This is a genomic window from Clostridium sp. MCC353, assembly GCF_018785315.1.
In the GTDB taxonomy this organism is placed as follows: Bacteria; Bacillota; Clostridia; order Lachnospirales; family Lachnospiraceae; genus CHH4-2.
In genome coordinates this window covers 1-15,786 of the sequence record NZ_WQPN01000083.1, presented here as the reverse complement: position 1 = coordinate 15,786, position 15,786 = coordinate 1, and the positions used below count along the sequence as shown (strand labels likewise).

Genomic DNA, 15,786 nt, shown 5'->3' with positions numbered 1-15,786 from the left:
CGCTTTAAATTAAAGGGCGAAGGGATTTTGTAAAAAGCCTTGGCGGTTCACATTAAAGGGTGAAGGGATTTTGGAAAAAGCCTTGGCGCCTTACATTAAAGGGTGAAGGGATTTCTGAAAAAGCCTTGGCGCCTTACTTTAAAACGTGAGGGGGTAAGATTGTACACCGCCCCTTTTTATGATATACTAAGTAGCAGAGTTTTTCAGACAAACCCCAGGGACAAGCGGAGGCAGCTATGATTTTTATTGGAGGAATCAGTTCAGGTACAAAAGCAATCGAATATATAAAGACCGTAATATGCAGCCACTGCGGCAGTTACGGGCGGTATCAGGTCTTTATGACCTACATGTATTTCAGTTTTTTCTTCATACCGCTGTTTAAATGGAATAAACGTTTTTACGTGAAAATGTCCTGCTGCGGTACGGTCTATGAGCTGGACAGCGAGGTGGGAAGACGCCTTCTTCGGGGAGAGCAGGCGGAGATCACGGAACGGGATCTGACGCTGGTTCAGGCGGGAAATAAACCTTACTATGGAACGGTTGGGGCCAAGGCATGTGAAAACTGCGGATACGAAACTGAGGAAGATTTTGAATTCTGCCCCAAATGCGGGCGACGGTTTTAAAGCGTGTAAAGGAGTATATAAAAGAACGAATAAAGGAGGTATATTATGAGGGTTACTTACATTTTTCACAGTTCTTTTTTAGTGGAGACGGAGAAGAATTACCTGTTGTTTGATTATTTCAAAGGGGAGATCCCTGAGATGGATCCGGAAAAACAACTGGTGGTATTTGTAAGCCACCGGCATGAAGATCATTTTTCGCCGGATATTTTTAAACTGTCTGAGAAATATCCTAAGACGGAGTATGTAATTTCGGATGATATCTGGGAAAAACGGGTGCCTCAGGAGCTGTTTTCCAAGATACAGTTTATCGGGCCCGGGGAGGAGCTGGAGGCCGCGGGGCTGAAGGTGAAGGCGTATAAATCCACCGATGAAGGAGTGGCATTTTTGATCTGGGAAGGGGATACCTGCATCTATCACGCCGGTGATTTGAACAACTGGACCTGGATCGGCGAGGATGAAAACTGGAATAAACAGATGGTGATTAACTACCACGAGGAGCTTGATAAGATGGCCGGAACTAAGATCGATCTGGCATTTGTTCCCCTCGATCCCAGGCTGGCGGAGATGTTCTGTCTGGGAGTGGATGATTTCATGAAAAAAGTGGGGGCCGAAAAGGTATTCCCAATGCATTTCTGGGAAGATTATACGGTGATGAAACAGCTGAAAGAACTTCCCTGCGCCCAGGATTATAAAGAGGCAGTAATCGACATCCATGAGCAGGGCGAATGTTTTGAAATTTGAGGAAAAGGAGATTCTTTGGAATGATTTTAATTAAAAATGGCCGGGTAACCGATCCCAAAAGCAAAATGGACAGCGTGATGGACATTTTGATTGACGGGAACCAGATCCGCAATGTGAGGGCCGGACTTTCTGAGGATGGCTGTGACACGGTGATCGACGCATCCGGCATGGTGGTGGCTCCGGGGCTGATCGATGTACATGTGCATTTCCGTGATCCGGGGCTGACCTATAAAGAGGATATCCAGACCGGGGCTGCGGCTGCGGCCAAAGGCGGGTTCACCAGCGTGGTCTGCATGGCCAATACAAAGCCCCCTGTGGACAATGAAGAGACGCTCCGCTATGTGATCGAAGAAGGAAAAAAGGCTCCAATTCATGTGCTGACCGCGGCCTGTGTTTCGGTTGGAATGAAGGGGAAAGAGCTGACGGACATGGCGGCTCTGAAAGCGGCCGGAGCGGTGGGATTTACGGATGACGGAATTCCTCTTATGGACGGCGATCTGGTGAAACGGGCTATGGAAGAGGCGGAAAAGCTTAATGTGCCTCTGAGTTTCCATGAAGAGGACCCGGAATTTATCGTGAATAACGGGATAAATGCGGGTGAGGCGGCGGCTAAACTTGGCATCACCGGTTCCCCTGCCCTGGCCGAAGATTCCCTGGTGGCCCGGGACTGCATGATCGCGCTTCACACGAAGGCGTCGGTAAATATCCAGCATATGAGTTCGAAAAATGCGGTAAAGATGATAAAGCTGGCCAAAGAGCTGGGGGCCAATGTGGTGGCGGAGGTGACGCCCCACCACTTCACTCTGACGGAGCAGGCAGTGTTGGAACATGGCTCTCTGGCTAAGATGAATCCGCCTCTCAGAACGGAAGCGGACCGGCAGGCGATTCTGGAAGGAATCCAGGACGGAACCATCGATATCATAGCCACGGACCATGCGCCCCACAGTGCGGAGGAAAAAGGGAAAGAGCTGACCCAGGCTCCCAGCGGCATTATCGGGCTGGAGACTGCTCTGGCTCTTGGCATTACCGAATTGGTGAAAAAAGGATATATTACCACGCTGCAGCTGATGGAAAAGATGAGTTTTAATCCGGCGAAACTGTATCATTTGGACCGGGGGTATATCAGGGCCGGAGCTGCGGCTGATCTGGTGATTTTCGATGAAAATGAGGAATGGACGGTGCCGGAGACATTTGCATCCAAGTCCTCCAATACGCCGTTTGCAGGCAGAACCCTTCAGGGTAAGGTGAAATATACCATCTGTGACGGGCGTATTGTATACAGGGACCAGGAATAAAATGATGGACATCCGATGTATCAGTTCAGACCTGTCTGAACTGTTGCCATCCGATGCTTCTTGGACGGCTTTTTCGGTCAGGAAGATGAGCCGTCTGAACAGTTATGATAAAAAATAGGATATGGCCGTTTTAAGCGGCAGATAGGAGACTGGAATGAAAGATCAGAATTGTGCATATTGTATGCAGGGAGAGTTGGCGGCGAAATTCGCTTATCCGGTATGTGAAATGGATACGGGATTTTTGTATATTTTCAAGGAGCAGAGCAAGCCGGGACGGGTGATTCTGGCGTATAAAGATCATGTGAGCGAGATGATTGATATCAGCGACGAGGAGCGGGCGGCATTTTTTAATGATGTGGCTAAGGCTGCCAGAGCTGTACACAAGGTATTTCACCCGGATAAAGTGAATTACGGGGCTTACGGCGATACGGGATGCCATCTTCATATGCATATCGTGCCCAAATACAATGGCGGCGACGAATGGGGCGGCACGTTCCAGATGAACCCGGATAAGGTTTATCTGACCGATGAAGAATATGAGACAATGGCTGAGCAGTTAAGAGCGGCGTTGTAGAAGGAGTATAGATGATGAAGACAATGCTGCGGCGCGGCGCCGGCCTTTTGATGCCGGTGTCAAGTTTGCCATCCCCTTACGGGATCGGAACATTTGGGCGGGCGGCTTATGAGTTCGTGGATATTTTGAAGCGGGCCAGACAGCAGTACTGGCAGGTGCTTCCCCTGGGGCCCACCAGCTATGGTGACAGCCCCTATCAGTCTTTTTCGGCCTTTGCGGGAAATCCTTATTTTATCGATCTGGATACTTTGAAGGAAGAAGGGCTTTTGACACAGGAGGAGATTAACGCCTGTCATTGGAGCAACCAGGACGACCAGGTACTTTATGACGCAATTTTTTACTATCGTTTTCCACTTTTGAGAAAGGCATTTGAGAGAAGCAGATGTTCAGAAGACAGGGATTTTTTGAAATTCTGTCAGGATGAGAAGAACTGGCTGGAGGATTACAGCCTTTATATGGCCTGCAAATATCATTTTGAGAATCAGGAATGGCAGGCGTGGGAAGACGATATCAAGTTCCGTAAGCCGGAGGCGGTTAAGAGATATGCAGAAGAGCTGGCCCGGGACATCGAATACTGGAAATATTTACAGTATAAATTTTTTGAGCAATGGAACAAATTAAAGGAATATGCCCATGAACAGGGAATCAGCATTATCGGGGATATTCCGATCTATGTGGCTTTAGACAGCGCGGACGTGTGGACCCATCCGGAGCTGTTCCAGCTGGATCAGGAGACATTGGAGCCGTTAAAGGTGGCCGGCGTGCCGCCGGATGCATTTTCCGACGACGGGCAGTTGTGGGGGAATCCTCTTTATAACTGGGACGCCATCGAAAAGCAGGATTTTGCGTGGTGGAAAGACCGGATGAAATCATCGGCGAGGCTGTATGACGTGGTGCGGATCGATCATTTTATCGGCGTGGTGGAGTATTATGCCATTCCGGGAGGCGCAAAGGACGGGAAGACCGGGGAATGGCTGAAAGGGCCGGGCAGAAAGCTGACCGACGCCATTGACAGCGTGATCGGAGATACCAAGATCATTGCGGAAGATCTGGGGGTATTTAACCCGGATGTGAAGAAACTTTTGGAGGAAACCGGGTATCCGGGCATGAAGATTCTGGAATTTGCGTTCAGCGGGGACCGGAAGAATGAACATCTGCCCTATAATTACTCGCCGAATTCGGTTGTCTATGGCGGAACCCATGACAATGAGACTTTGGTGGGGTATTTTAACGAGAGTAAGAGAGAATGGTGGGAACTCCAGTACATAGTGGATTATATGGGAGTCCAGCATAAAGAGGAGCTGGTTGACCGGGCTTTGTTTACGGCTTATGCGTCGGTGGCCAGCGTGGTGCTTTTCCAGGTTCAGGATGTGCTGAAGTTTGGCAACTGGGCCAGGATGAATACGCCGGGAACCGTGGGAAATAACTGGAAATGGCGGATGAGGCCGGGGCAGCTGGGAGACAGCCAGATTGGACATTTGTCATGGCTGGTGGATACGTTTGGACGGTTTTAAAGTAAAGGGCGAAGGGATTTTTGAAAATGGCTTGAGGGTTTACAGTAAAGGGCGAAGGCATTTTTCAAAATGGCTTGAGGGGTTGATGTTAAGAGGCTGTGTTAAGGGTTTTAGAGCAGGGTATCCGCATATTAATTAAAACCTGCCGGAAACTGGGAAGAACCAGAGAAGAGACGCAAAACGAGCTGGAAGAGAGCTATGCGCTGAGCAGTAAAGATGCAAAAAAATATTTGGATCAATGCTGGGACTAAAGCAAAGAAACTTAGAGCTGATCCGGGATAATAGGGGGGACCATCTGATATCAAAGTCAGATGGCCTCCCCTTATTGCATTATACATTATCAGTTGACAAGAACACTTTACTATGCTACCATGGTAACGTGATTCGCATAACAATACGCGGAATCACGGAAAATGTACGTATGGCCTATAAAATAAACAATAAACCACACAGCCATACAAGATGGAGGATATTATGAAAAAATCATTGGTAAGCATATTATTTACTGCCGGAATGGTGTTAAGCCTGACTGCCTGCGGTTCCAAACCGGAAGAAGCAAAGGCGCCTGAAACAACTGCCCCAAAGGCGGAAACAACAGCAGAAGCAGGGACTAAAACGGAAACAGGAGCTGAAACAACGGCGGCGAAATCTGCGGAAAATGCAGCGTCACAGGCAGATAAAAAAGACGCGGACGCGAAAACGGAAACTGTAAAAGCCGCTGATCCCCAGTTAAAAGACACCTTTACAGTCGGTTTCGACCAGGATTTCCCGCCTATGGGATTTGTGGATGAAAATGGAGATTATACGGGATTTGATCTGGAACTGGCCCAGGAGGTGGCAAAACGCCTCGGCATGGAGTATGTTCCCCAGCCCATTCCGTGGGATTCTAAGGACATGGAACTGAATTCGGAAACTATTGACTGCATTTGGAACGGATTCACCATGAACGGCAGGGAAGATGGCTATACATGGTCAGAGCCGTATATGAAGAACAGCCAGGTATTTGTAGTTGCCAAAGATTCCGGAATTACAGATATGGCCGGACTGGCAGGAAAGATTGTAACCGTCCAGGCCGATTCCTCTGCGGAAGCCGCGTTAAAGGATCTCCCTGATCTGGCCGGAACTTTTGGAACCTTGCAGACAACACCTGATTATAACACAGCTTTCCGCGATCTGGAGATGGGAGCGGTTGACGCCATCGCCATGGATGTTATCGTTGCCGGTTATCAGATTGAAAAGAAGAAGACCGGTGAATTTGTGATTCTGGACGACCAGCTGTCGGAAGAAGAGTACGCAATCGGCTTTAAAAAGGGAAATACGGCGTTGAGAGACGCTGTACAGGCGGAGCTGGAAGCCATGGCCGAAGACGGAACGTTAAAGGCGATTTCTGAGAAATGGTTCGGCAGAGACATCACAACGATTGGCAGATAAATAAATCGTGGCTGCCGACGATTGGCAGATAAAAGAATCGGGGCTGCCGACGATTGACAGATAAAAGAATCGGAGCCGCCGACAATTGGCAGATAAATGAAGCAGGGCTGCTGCAGAATGGGATTCACAGACGGATCGCCGGCCCGGCCGGTTCCGGCATTTTGCAGCAGCTTTTTTGCGCCCGGGTGAGAGGGCCTGACCGATTGTCAAGTTTTTATGCCAAAGAAAACACATGAATGGAGGAGATTCAAATGGAGTTGGCATCGCAGCTATTGAGTACGGGGGGACAACTGGTGTCCGGGATGTGGGTCAGCATCCAGATTTTTGCGGTGACGCTGGTATTTTCCCTGCCGCTGGGATTAATTGTGGCTTTTGGGCGCATGTCTAAAAATAAGCTTGTGTCCATGCTGGTTAAATTTTATATTTCCGTCATGAGGGGGACGCCGCTGATGCTTCAGCTCATGGTTGTCTATTACGGCCCTTATTATCTGTTTGGGATTAAAATCAGCAACAGCTACCGTTTATGGGCCGCGTTTATCGGATTTGTGATCAATTACGCGGCTTATTTCGCTGAAATTTACCGGAGCGGCATCCAGTCCATGCCGGTGGGGCAGTATGAGGCGGCAAAACTTCTGGGATATGGGAAATCGATGACATTTTTCAGGATCATCCTTCCACAGGTGATCAAAAGAATCCTTCCTTCGGTAACAAATGAAGTGATCACGCTGGTGAAGGACACGTCACTGGCATTTACCATCAGTGTGCTGGAAATGTTCACCATCGCGAAATCCCTGGCATCCTCCCAGGTCAGCCTTGTTCCATTTGTGGCGGCAGGTCTTTTTTACTACCTGTTCAACCTGATCGTGGCGGCTGTCATGGAATTGGCTGAAAAGAAACTGTCATATTATCAGTAGGAGGGAAAACGGGATGTATTTATTGCAGATGAACCATATTAAGAAATCATTTGACGGCCTGGGCGTGCTGCGGGACATTTCCCTGGGCGTTCAGGAAGGGGAAATCGTATCGGTCATAGGCCCGTCCGGTTCCGGCAAATCCACCCTTTTGCGCTGTGCCACCATGCTGGAGGAAATGGACAGCGGGGAAATCATTTATCTGGGAGAAAAGGCGGCGTGGACCGGAACTGACGGGAAAGCCGTCTATGCGAAGAAAAGCCAGTTAAAGAAAATACAGAGCCAGTACGGGCTGGTATTTCAAAATTTCAACCTGTTTCCCCACTATTCCGTGATGAAAAATATTACGGACGCTCCCATAGCCGTACAGAAGCGGAAAAAGGAAGAGGTTTATGAAGAAGCCCGGGCGCTGCTTAAAAAAATGGGGCTGGAGGACAAGGAAAATGCCTATCCCTGCCAGCTTTCAGGAGGCCAGTGCCAGCGTGTGGCCATCGCCCGCGCTCTGGCTTTAAATCCGAAAATCCTGTTTTTCGACGAGCCCACATCGGCCCTTGACCCGGAACTGACCGGAGAGGTTTTAAAGGTAATAAAATCTCTGGCGGACCTGGATATCGCCATGGTGATCGTGACCCATGAAATGGCGTTCGCGAAAGAGATTTCCGACCGGGTGATTTTCATGTCCGACGGGGTGATTGTGGAAGAGGGAAAACCGGAGGAAGTCTTTGCGTCGGATAACGAGAGAACCAAGAGCTTTTTGGGACGTTATTTGCAGCAGTAAAAAAGCAAAAACGAGCGGGGACGGGAGTATGGCGGCAAAGGCCAGGAAGAGGCCTGGCGGAAGTGGAAATGAAAAGGACAACTAAGCGCAAGCTTGGAATAAGCCGGAAGGGATGTCTGCATATGCGGCCGTCTGCCCGGCTTATTTTTATGTATCCGCAAATTTTTGTGATGAAAAACTGTAACTGTGAGCTGTCTTAACATGGCCTTCTTAACCAATTCTCTGCCGCATGAACGGCTGCAAAAAAATAATATTTAGTATAGAAAGAAAAATAGTTGTGTTTATTTCTCCAATTTGTTACAATGATGTAGTGAATAACCGAAAATTTAGCTTAAATAACGCACAGAAGGAGAAAAGGCCATGATTTGGATCTGCATTGGCTGCATTAGTTTCCCATTGTTTATTCTTTATGATATGAATCAGATCAAATCCAACCGCACTTATATGAAACCTTTGTTTCTCATTGGTGTTGTTGTGTTGTTCTCTGTGACGTTAAAACTTTCAGTGACAGTTTTTGAAAGCGACTATCCGGTCGGTTTCCTTACTGTTGCTGTTTTTTATTTGCTGGCAGGGCTTCATTTGTTTCTGTTGGTGTACACGTTGTTTTTTGCAATTCCGTTTCAGGAAGCTTATATAGAAGGTTCCGGACAAAAGATCTGCAAAGACGGGGTATATGCGTTGTGCCGCCATCCGGGAGTGGTTTTCCTGGCAGGTTTCTACCTGTTTTGGGGGCTGGCGCTGGGGCGTCCGGTGATGCTTATTGCAGGCCTGTGTTTTACGGCGCTGAACCTGATCTATGTATGGCTTCAGGATGTTTACATCTTTCCTGCCTTATTTGAGGGATATGCGGAATACAGAGAGGAGGCGCCTTTCCTGATTCCCAGCCGGGACAGTGTGAGGAAGTGTGTAAATGATCTGAAGACCAGGTACGGAAGAAAATAGTGGGGGGAAGAACCGTGTTGACATACGGACAGAAGGTAAAAAAACAGTTACATAAAGAAATATGGCAGGAGTACTGCGGTTTTCTGGATTTGTCGATGGACGAATATATGGGAATCCAGTACCGGCTGATGGAGGAACAGATTCAAGTATGGACCGCCAGCGGGCTGGGGCAGAAGTTTTTGAACGGAAAAAAGCCTCAGACCGTGGAGGATTTCAGACGGGTGGTTCCGCTTACCACATATGGGGATTATGCCGATATTTTATTGAGTAAGCAGAGCGATATGCTGCCGGGGGAACCGGTGATCTGGCTTCAGACCACCTGGGAAGGCGGGAAACATCCGATAAAAGTGGCGCCCTATACCAGGGCCATGCTGGATGTGTTCAAGAACAACCTGTTTGCGGTGACGGTGCTGGGGGCCTGCGGAGACACCCAGAAGGCCAGGCAGCAGAATGGGGACAGGGTGTTGTTCGGGCTGGCGCCCCTTCCCTATGTGACAGGGCTGTTTCCGGTGATATTTGCGGAGGAAGTGGATTTTAAATTCCTGCCGCCGGTTAAGGAGGCCCTCAGCATGTCCTTCGGGGAGAGGAACCGGAAAGGGTTTTCCCTGGCAATGCAGCAGGGGATCGACCTCTTTTTCGGCCTCAGCAGTGTAATCTATTACGTAACCGAGAATTTTTCCGAATCCATTAAAAGCGGTTCCTCGGGAAGTGTGCTGAAGAAAGCCATTCATATGAGGCCTAAGATGATTTACCGTTATCTGAGGGCCAAATTCCAATGCAGTAAGGAAGGGCGTGAGATCAAGCCCAAGGATTTATTTAAACTGAAATCCCTGGTGTGCGCCGGGACGGACACGGCCTCTTACAAAGAGGCGCTGAAGGAGGCGTGGGGGCTGAAACCCCTTGAAATCTTCGCGGGAACCGAGGTGTCCATGGCGGCGACGGAAACCCAGACCCGCAATGGAATGGTATTTTTCCCGGATAACTGCTTTTACGAATTCATACCGGAAGATGAATTTTATAAGGAACAGGCCGATCCTTCCTACCGGCCGGCCACAGTGCTCATGAATGAACTGACAGCGGATCACAATTATGAGCTTGTGATCACTGTGTTAAAGGGCGGCGCATTTGCCCGTTACAGGATAGGCGACATGTTCCGGTGCATCAGCACAGGCGGGGATAAGAGCACCTCCCTTCCCCAACTGGTATTTTTAGACCGTGTGCCGACGGTGATCGATATTGCGGGATTTACCAGAATTACGGAACATTCCATTGAAGAGGTGGTGAAACTTTCCGGGCTGGCGGTGAAACATTGGATTGCCAAAAAGGAATTTGACGGCAAAAGGAGGCCCTATCTCCATCTTTACGTGGAAATGGATCCCAAAGAGCTGGATCACATCGCCGTCAGCAAACAGATCCTGAAGGAACATTTGGAGGTGTATTTTACATACTTTGATACGGATTACAGGGATTTGAAGAAAATGCTGGGAATTGAACCGCTGCAGATCACCATATTGAAATGCGGTATGGTGGATGAATATGCGAAAAAGACGGGAAAGAAATTGAGAAGGGTGAACCCGTCGGCATTTGAGCTGTCGGAATTTTTGAAATTTGACAGCCGGCCGGACGGCGCTGAATGGAGGTACGGCCAATGAATGTGAATATCCCGTTTATCTGGGTGCCGATCCTTGCGGTTGCCTGTTATCTCTTTCTGATGATAGCGCTGCTTTCGGCTAAGAAAAATAATATAATACAGTCATTTATACGGCTTCTGGCCTGCTGTCTCCTTTGGACCGGCGGTTCTATGCTGATGAGATTACAGGTTTATCCCGGGTATGAATTTTGGTACGAAGTCTCGATCCTGGCCCTGTTTGCGATCCCTCTGATGGCATATCAGTTCGTCTATCATCTGGTGGATTCCAGTGACAAATACGCGAAGAAACTTTGGATGCTGGGAACGGTGGTCATGCTGGTGCTGACCCATTTCCAACTGTTTTTAAAAGTGCCTGAACTGGTGCATCTTCCCAATGGAAATGCCATCTTCGTTTACCATACCACGTGGACCATCGGCATTCCCACCGTATTTCTGGTGCTGATGATGATTCATGGCATCGGCATGGTGTCTTACGGCGTTAAGGAACGGGATGTTCCGTTAAACAGCCTGATGCCTGTGATGATCGGGCTTCCCATCATGGTGGTGGGCAATCTGGTTTCCATCATTCCAGGCAATTATTTCCCGTGGGATACGCTGTCCGGGATCGTCAACGCCTGTCTGATGTTCTATGCGCTTTACAGGAAACGGCTGTTTCGGATGACGCTTTTGGTGTCCCGGGGAGTTGTGATGGCGGAGGCCATGCTTCTGTGTTCCGTGATGGGCGCTTACCTGATTAATCCGATGGAGAGTGTTCTGCTGCGGTATTATCCGCAGGTGGAACATTATTCCATCCTGATCATAGCGATTCTCTTTGCGGTCTTCATGATGTCTGTCTACCAGATCATGCAGATGATATTTAACAATCTGTTTTTAAAAGAAGAACAGGTTCAGAATGATCTCTTAAAGGAGTTTACCATGGCAGTGTCAAACAGCCTGGAGATCAAGGAAGTTTTGGCCCTGCTCGTGGATGTGATCTGTTCGGCCATCCATGTGAAAAAGGCTTATGTGTGCCTGCTGGATGATACGAAGCGCCATTATAAGCCGGTTCAGTCTGCGGCTCCGCTGGATATCAGGGGATTTTCCATTTCTGCGGATAACCCGTGTATCACCTGGTTTAAGGACAGGGACCATGCGCTGATGGTGAAGGAGTTCAAACGGTCGGCTACCTATAAATCCATGTGGGAAGAGGAAAAACGGCTGATTTACGAACTCAGGGCAAGCTGCATTCTGCCGCTGAAAAGCGACGGGGTGCTGGCGGGAGTGGTGCTCCTGGGAGAAAAACAGAGGGGAAGCGATTTTACCTTTGACGATATCTCTTTTCTGGAATCGGTCCAGTCCATCGCCTCCGTGGCTGTGAAAAATGCAAGCCTCTATGAGAGGGCCAAGCGGGAAGCCACGACGGACCAGCTTACCGGCCTGCTGAACCGGAAATCATTCATGCAGGCGCTTCAGGAGGAATACGATGCCAAGAGGCAGGATTCCCTGGCCCTGCTGATACTGAATGTGGATGATTTTAAGCTGTTTAACCAGTTGTACGGCACTTATGAAGGGGACAAAGCCCTTCAGCGGATTGCGCAGATTATCGACAGCACTGTGGGGAGCAACGGGACGTCCTGCCGCTACGGAGGCAAGGAATTCGCGGTGAGCCTGCCGGGCTATAATGCGCTTCAGACCATGAATCTGGCTGAAAATATCCGCAGCCAGATCGGGAAGATCGACAAGAATTCCGATGGGGCAAGGCTCAAAAAACTGACGGTCTGCGGCGGAATCTGTGTGGCCCCTTACTGCGCGTCCACAGTAAAGGAACTGCTGGAAAATACGGATATGGCGGTGTACAATGCCAAGAGAAGCGGCAAAAATAAGATCTGCCAATACACCATGGGAGAGCGGAGCGGGGACGATATAAACACCGCTTCCAACATCCTGGAAAGCAATTACGAGGAATATGCGGCCACCATCTACGCGCTGACGGCGGCCATTGACGCCAAAGACCACTACACCTTCCAGCACAGCCAAAATGTGGCCGATTACGCCTCAGCGCTGGCCAAAGCGGCCGGGTTAAATGACGAACACGTCCGCATTATCCACGAAGCCGCCCTGCTTCACGACATCGGTAAGATCGCCGTTCCGGAGCACATTCTTAGAAAGCCGGGCAGGCTGGATGAGGAAGAATACGACATCATGAAAAGCCATGTGGAACATTCCATCGCGATTATCCGTCACCTGCCCAGCCTGGACTATGTGATACCGGCGGTTGTAGGCCATCACGAACGCTGGGACGGCCGGGGGTATCCCAGGGGAATTGCCGGGGAAGACCTGCCCATCGGGGCCAGATGCCTGGCCATTGCGGATGCGTTTGACGCCATGACATCAGCCAGAAGTTATAAGAAAGCGTACACGGTGGAATTCGCCTGCGAAGAGCTGATAAGTCAGTCGGGCCGCCAGTTTGATCCCATGCTGGTTCCTGTATTCCTGGAATTAATTAAGAATGGGACGGTCAAAGTGAATGATACAGAACAGAAATAGAAAAAATAAAAAGAGAAAACAAAAAGACCAGCCGGGGTAGCTGGTCTTTTTAGGAGAAGGTATTTCGTTTCTTATGGGGTGTAGCAAAAACTATATAATGTATTGGGGGGGTTTACGTTAATTATAATATCACACCCACAAAAAGAAGTCGATTATGAGTGTGCACAAAGATTTTTGGGAATTGGCATTTTTTTTATGAAAAATACGCAAAGACGTTGAAAAACACTTGCAAAATCAGGATTTTCCTGTACAATGATAGTGATACTACAGATGGGGCCAGATACTGACCCTTCTTTTTTATGAAAACTATTTTGTGAAAGCAGAGGGATAGAAAGGTATAGGATATGATTAGCGCAAATAATGTCACACTGAGAGTTGGTAAAAAAGCATTATTCGAAGATGTAAATATCAAATTTACAGAAGGTAACTGTTATGGTCTGATCGGTGCCAACGGCGCCGGGAAGTCAACATTTTTAAAAATTTTATCCGGGCAGCTGGAGTCAACTACGGGCGACATTGTTATCACCGCCGGCCAGAGACTTTCTTTCCTGCAGCAGGATCATTTTAAATACGATGAATATCAGGTTTTGGACACCGTCATTATGGGAAATGCCAGGCTGTACGAAATCATGAAGGAAAAAGACGCCATCTACATGAAGGAAGATTTTACTGACGAAGACGGCATCAAAGCGGCGGAACTGGAAAGTGAATTCGCGGAAATGAACGGATGGGAGGCGGAATCCGATGCGGCCAACCTGTTAAATGGCCTCGGTATCGAAAGCGATCTCCATTACAGCCTTTTAAAAGATTTAACCGGCGCCCAGAAGGTCAAAGTCCTGCTGGCCCAGGCTTTGTTTGGCAACCCGGACATCCTGCTTCTGGACGAGCCGACCAACCATTTGGATCTGGACGCCATCGCATGGCTGGAAGAGTTTTTGATCAATTTTGAAAATACGGTAATTGTGGTATCCCATGACCGTTATTTCCTGAATAAAGTTTGTACGCATACTGCGGACATCGATTACGGCAAGATCCAGCTGTATGCCGGAAACTATGATTTCTGGTATGAATCCAGCCAGTTGATGGTGAAACAGATGAAGGAACAGAACCGCAAGAAAGAGGAGAAGATCAAGGAATTACAGGAATTCATCCAGAGATTCTCCGCCAACGCATCCAAATCAAAGCAGGCGACATCCCGTAAGCGCGCCCTTGAAAAAATCGAACTGGACGATATCAAACCGTCCAGCCGTAAGTACCCATATATCGATTTCCGTCCGTCCCGTGAGATCGGCAACGAAGTCCTGACTGTTGAAGGACTTACAAAGACCATTGACGGAGTGAAGGTGCTGGATAATATTTCATTTACGCTCAACAGAGATGATAAAGTGGCTTTGGTGGGACCCAATGAACATGCCAAAACCATTTTATTCCAGATCCTGGCAGGGGAGATGGAGCCGGATTCCGGCAGCTATAAGTGGGGCCTTACCACAACCCAGTCTTATTTCCCCAAGGACAACACAGCGGAATTCGACAATGACGATACGATTGTGGACTGGCTGACCCAGTATTCGCCGGAAAAAGATGTGACGTATGTCCGCGGTTTCCTGGGCCGCATGCTGTTTGCCGGTGAAGACGGCGTGAAAAAAGTGCGCATTCTTTCCGGTGGTGAGAAAGTGCGCTGTATGCTTTCCAAGCTGATGATTTCAGGCGCCAATGTGCTGATGCTGGATGAGCCTACCGACCATTTGGATATGGAGGCTATCACAGCGTTAAACAACGGTCTTGTGAAGTTCCCGGGCGTGCTGATTTTCTCCTCCAGAGACCATCAGATCGTGCAGACAACGGCTAACCGGATTATGGAAATTGTCAATGGACAGTTGATTGATAAGATCACCACTTATGATGAGTATCTGGAGAGCGATGAGATGGCGCGTAAGAGACAGGTGTTTACGTTGTCTGAGGCTCAGGAGAATTGCGATTGAGGTGATTATTTTTAGTTTCATAGATTGTCAGGAGTAACGCCGGGAATCCTGGAAACACGGAGCAGGCGGATGATCTAAACGTTGGTATGTGAATGCCCCGAACTGTGATTGGTTCGGGGCATTCGTTTACCTATCGCCATAATGAGAACGGCATTGAGCGATTTCAATTATACCATTATTAATCCGGTAAATAAGCCGGTTGGTATCGTCAATTCGACGGCTCCACCATCCTGATAAAACGCCTTTTAATGGTTCTGGTTTTCCAATTCCGTCATAGCCGTTCCGTGAAATATCTTGTAATAGCTGATTTATGCGTTTAAGCGTTTTTTTGTCCTGTTTTTTCCAGTACAAATAATCTTCCCATGCTTCATCCTGCCATAGCTTATTCATCGTCTGCCTCAATCAATTCGTGAAATTGTCCTTTCCCAGCTTCAAGGTCTGCGATTGCTTTCCGCAGATGCAGTTGATTGGATTCACTGTAAAACGGATCGGCAGCAATTTCAAAGGGAATTTTGTTTTGTCGGACAACAGCCTTGGCAAATATTGTAATAGCGGTTGTCATATTTAAGCCCATTTCATCAAACAGCATTTCCGCTTGTTTTTTGAGGTTTTCGTCCATACGAATAGTTACAGTAGTAGTTGCCATAATATCATCTCCTTTTGTATTTACATTATAACGAAATAAATGCAATTTGTCAATACAATGTATGTATGGATGCCGTCGCATTATTCAATATAGCTGAGTTGTAGCCCGAGAATCCCGTTTGTACTACAAAAGTCCCGTGTTGTAAATAACAGCCCATTTTTGTAACCAAAAG

At 48.3% G+C, this 15,786-nt stretch carries 16 protein-coding genes; 14 read left to right on the top strand and 2 right to left on the bottom strand.

The features are described from left to right. Positions 1-236 precede the first annotated feature (236 nt). From GPL15_RS15450 to GPL15_RS15385, 14 genes are all read left to right on the top strand, one after another. A complete protein-coding gene (locus GPL15_RS15450; protein ID WP_215699581.1) occupies positions 237-623 on the top strand; it encodes a zinc ribbon domain-containing protein in 387 nt (128 codons plus the stop codon). 45 nt (positions 624-668) lie between these two features. Continuing rightward, positions 669-1,364, top strand: a complete 696-nt coding sequence (locus GPL15_RS15445) for an MBL fold metallo-hydrolase (protein WP_215699580.1) — start codon at positions 669-671, stop codon at positions 1,362-1,364. Between the two features lie 20 nt (positions 1,365-1,384). After that, positions 1,385-2,659: a dihydroorotase gene (locus GPL15_RS15440; protein ID WP_215699579.1), complete on the top strand. Its 1,275-nt coding sequence runs from the start codon at positions 1,385-1,387 to the stop codon at positions 2,657-2,659. 154 nt (positions 2,660-2,813) lie between these two features. Then, positions 2,814-3,233 carry an HIT family protein gene (locus GPL15_RS15435; protein ID WP_215699578.1) on the top strand — a complete coding sequence of 140 codons (420 nt, stop codon included), beginning with the start codon at positions 2,814-2,816 and terminating at the stop codon, positions 3,231-3,233. 11 nt (positions 3,234-3,244) lie between these two features. After that, on the top strand, positions 3,245-4,747 hold the full coding sequence (gene malQ / locus GPL15_RS15430; RefSeq protein WP_252198452.1) for a 4-alpha-glucanotransferase: 1,503 nt from the start codon (positions 3,245-3,247) through the stop codon (positions 4,745-4,747). A 98-nt stretch (positions 4,748-4,845) separates the two neighbouring features. Continuing rightward, positions 4,846-4,998 (top strand): hypothetical protein, encoded by a 153-nt coding sequence (locus GPL15_RS15425; RefSeq protein ID WP_215699577.1) that lies wholly within the window; start codon positions 4,846-4,848, stop codon positions 4,996-4,998. Between the two features lie 223 nt (positions 4,999-5,221). Further along, positions 5,222-6,178, top strand: coding sequence for an amino acid ABC transporter substrate-binding protein (locus GPL15_RS15420; protein ID WP_215699576.1), 957 nt, complete (start codon positions 5,222-5,224; stop codon positions 6,176-6,178). 53 nt (positions 6,179-6,231) lie between these two features. Next, complete coding sequence (locus tag GPL15_RS15415) at positions 6,232-6,414, top strand: hypothetical protein (protein WP_215699575.1); 183 nt, start codon at positions 6,232-6,234, stop codon at positions 6,412-6,414. Positions 6,415-6,429: 15 nt separating this feature from the next. After that, complete coding sequence (locus GPL15_RS15410) at positions 6,430-7,092, top strand: amino acid ABC transporter permease (RefSeq protein WP_215699574.1); 663 nt, start codon at positions 6,430-6,432, stop codon at positions 7,090-7,092. A gap of 13 nt (positions 7,093-7,105) precedes the next feature. Further along, on the top strand, positions 7,106-7,867 hold the full coding sequence (locus GPL15_RS15405) for an amino acid ABC transporter ATP-binding protein (RefSeq protein WP_215699573.1): 762 nt from the start codon (positions 7,106-7,108) through the stop codon (positions 7,865-7,867). A gap of 360 nt (positions 7,868-8,227) precedes the next feature. Next, the gene (locus GPL15_RS15400) at positions 8,228-8,809 is read left to right on the top strand and encodes a hypothetical protein (RefSeq protein ID WP_215699572.1); all 582 of its coding nucleotides are present in this window, start codon (positions 8,228-8,230) and stop codon (positions 8,807-8,809) included. A 14-nt stretch (positions 8,810-8,823) separates the two neighbouring features. Continuing rightward, positions 8,824-10,461 carry a GH3 auxin-responsive promoter family protein gene (locus GPL15_RS15395; protein ID WP_346344986.1) on the top strand — a complete coding sequence of 546 codons (1,638 nt, stop codon included), beginning with the start codon at positions 8,824-8,826 and terminating at the stop codon, positions 10,459-10,461. Beyond that, positions 10,458-12,986: an HD domain-containing phosphohydrolase gene (locus GPL15_RS15390; RefSeq protein WP_215699571.1), complete on the top strand. Its 2,529-nt coding sequence runs from the start codon at positions 10,458-10,460 to the stop codon at positions 12,984-12,986. The genes GPL15_RS15395 and GPL15_RS15390 overlap by 4 nt, the downstream gene beginning before the upstream one ends. A gap of 344 nt (positions 12,987-13,330) precedes the next feature. Beyond that, positions 13,331-14,968, top strand: coding sequence for an ATP-binding cassette domain-containing protein (locus GPL15_RS15385; protein ID WP_215699570.1), 1,638 nt, complete (start codon positions 13,331-13,333; stop codon positions 14,966-14,968). Positions 14,969-15,094: 126 nt separating this feature from the next. Here the strand turns inward: GPL15_RS15385 and GPL15_RS15380 are convergent, their stop codons facing one another. Next, a complete protein-coding gene (locus GPL15_RS15380) occupies positions 15,095-15,358 on the bottom strand; it encodes a Txe/YoeB family addiction module toxin (protein ID WP_215699569.1) in 264 nt (87 codons plus the stop codon). Next, positions 15,351-15,614 (bottom strand): type II toxin-antitoxin system RelB/DinJ family antitoxin, encoded by a 264-nt coding sequence (locus GPL15_RS15375; RefSeq protein WP_215699568.1) that lies wholly within the window; start codon positions 15,612-15,614, stop codon positions 15,351-15,353. The genes GPL15_RS15380 and GPL15_RS15375 overlap by 8 nt, the downstream gene beginning before the upstream one ends. Positions 15,615-15,786: the final 172 nt, after the last annotated feature.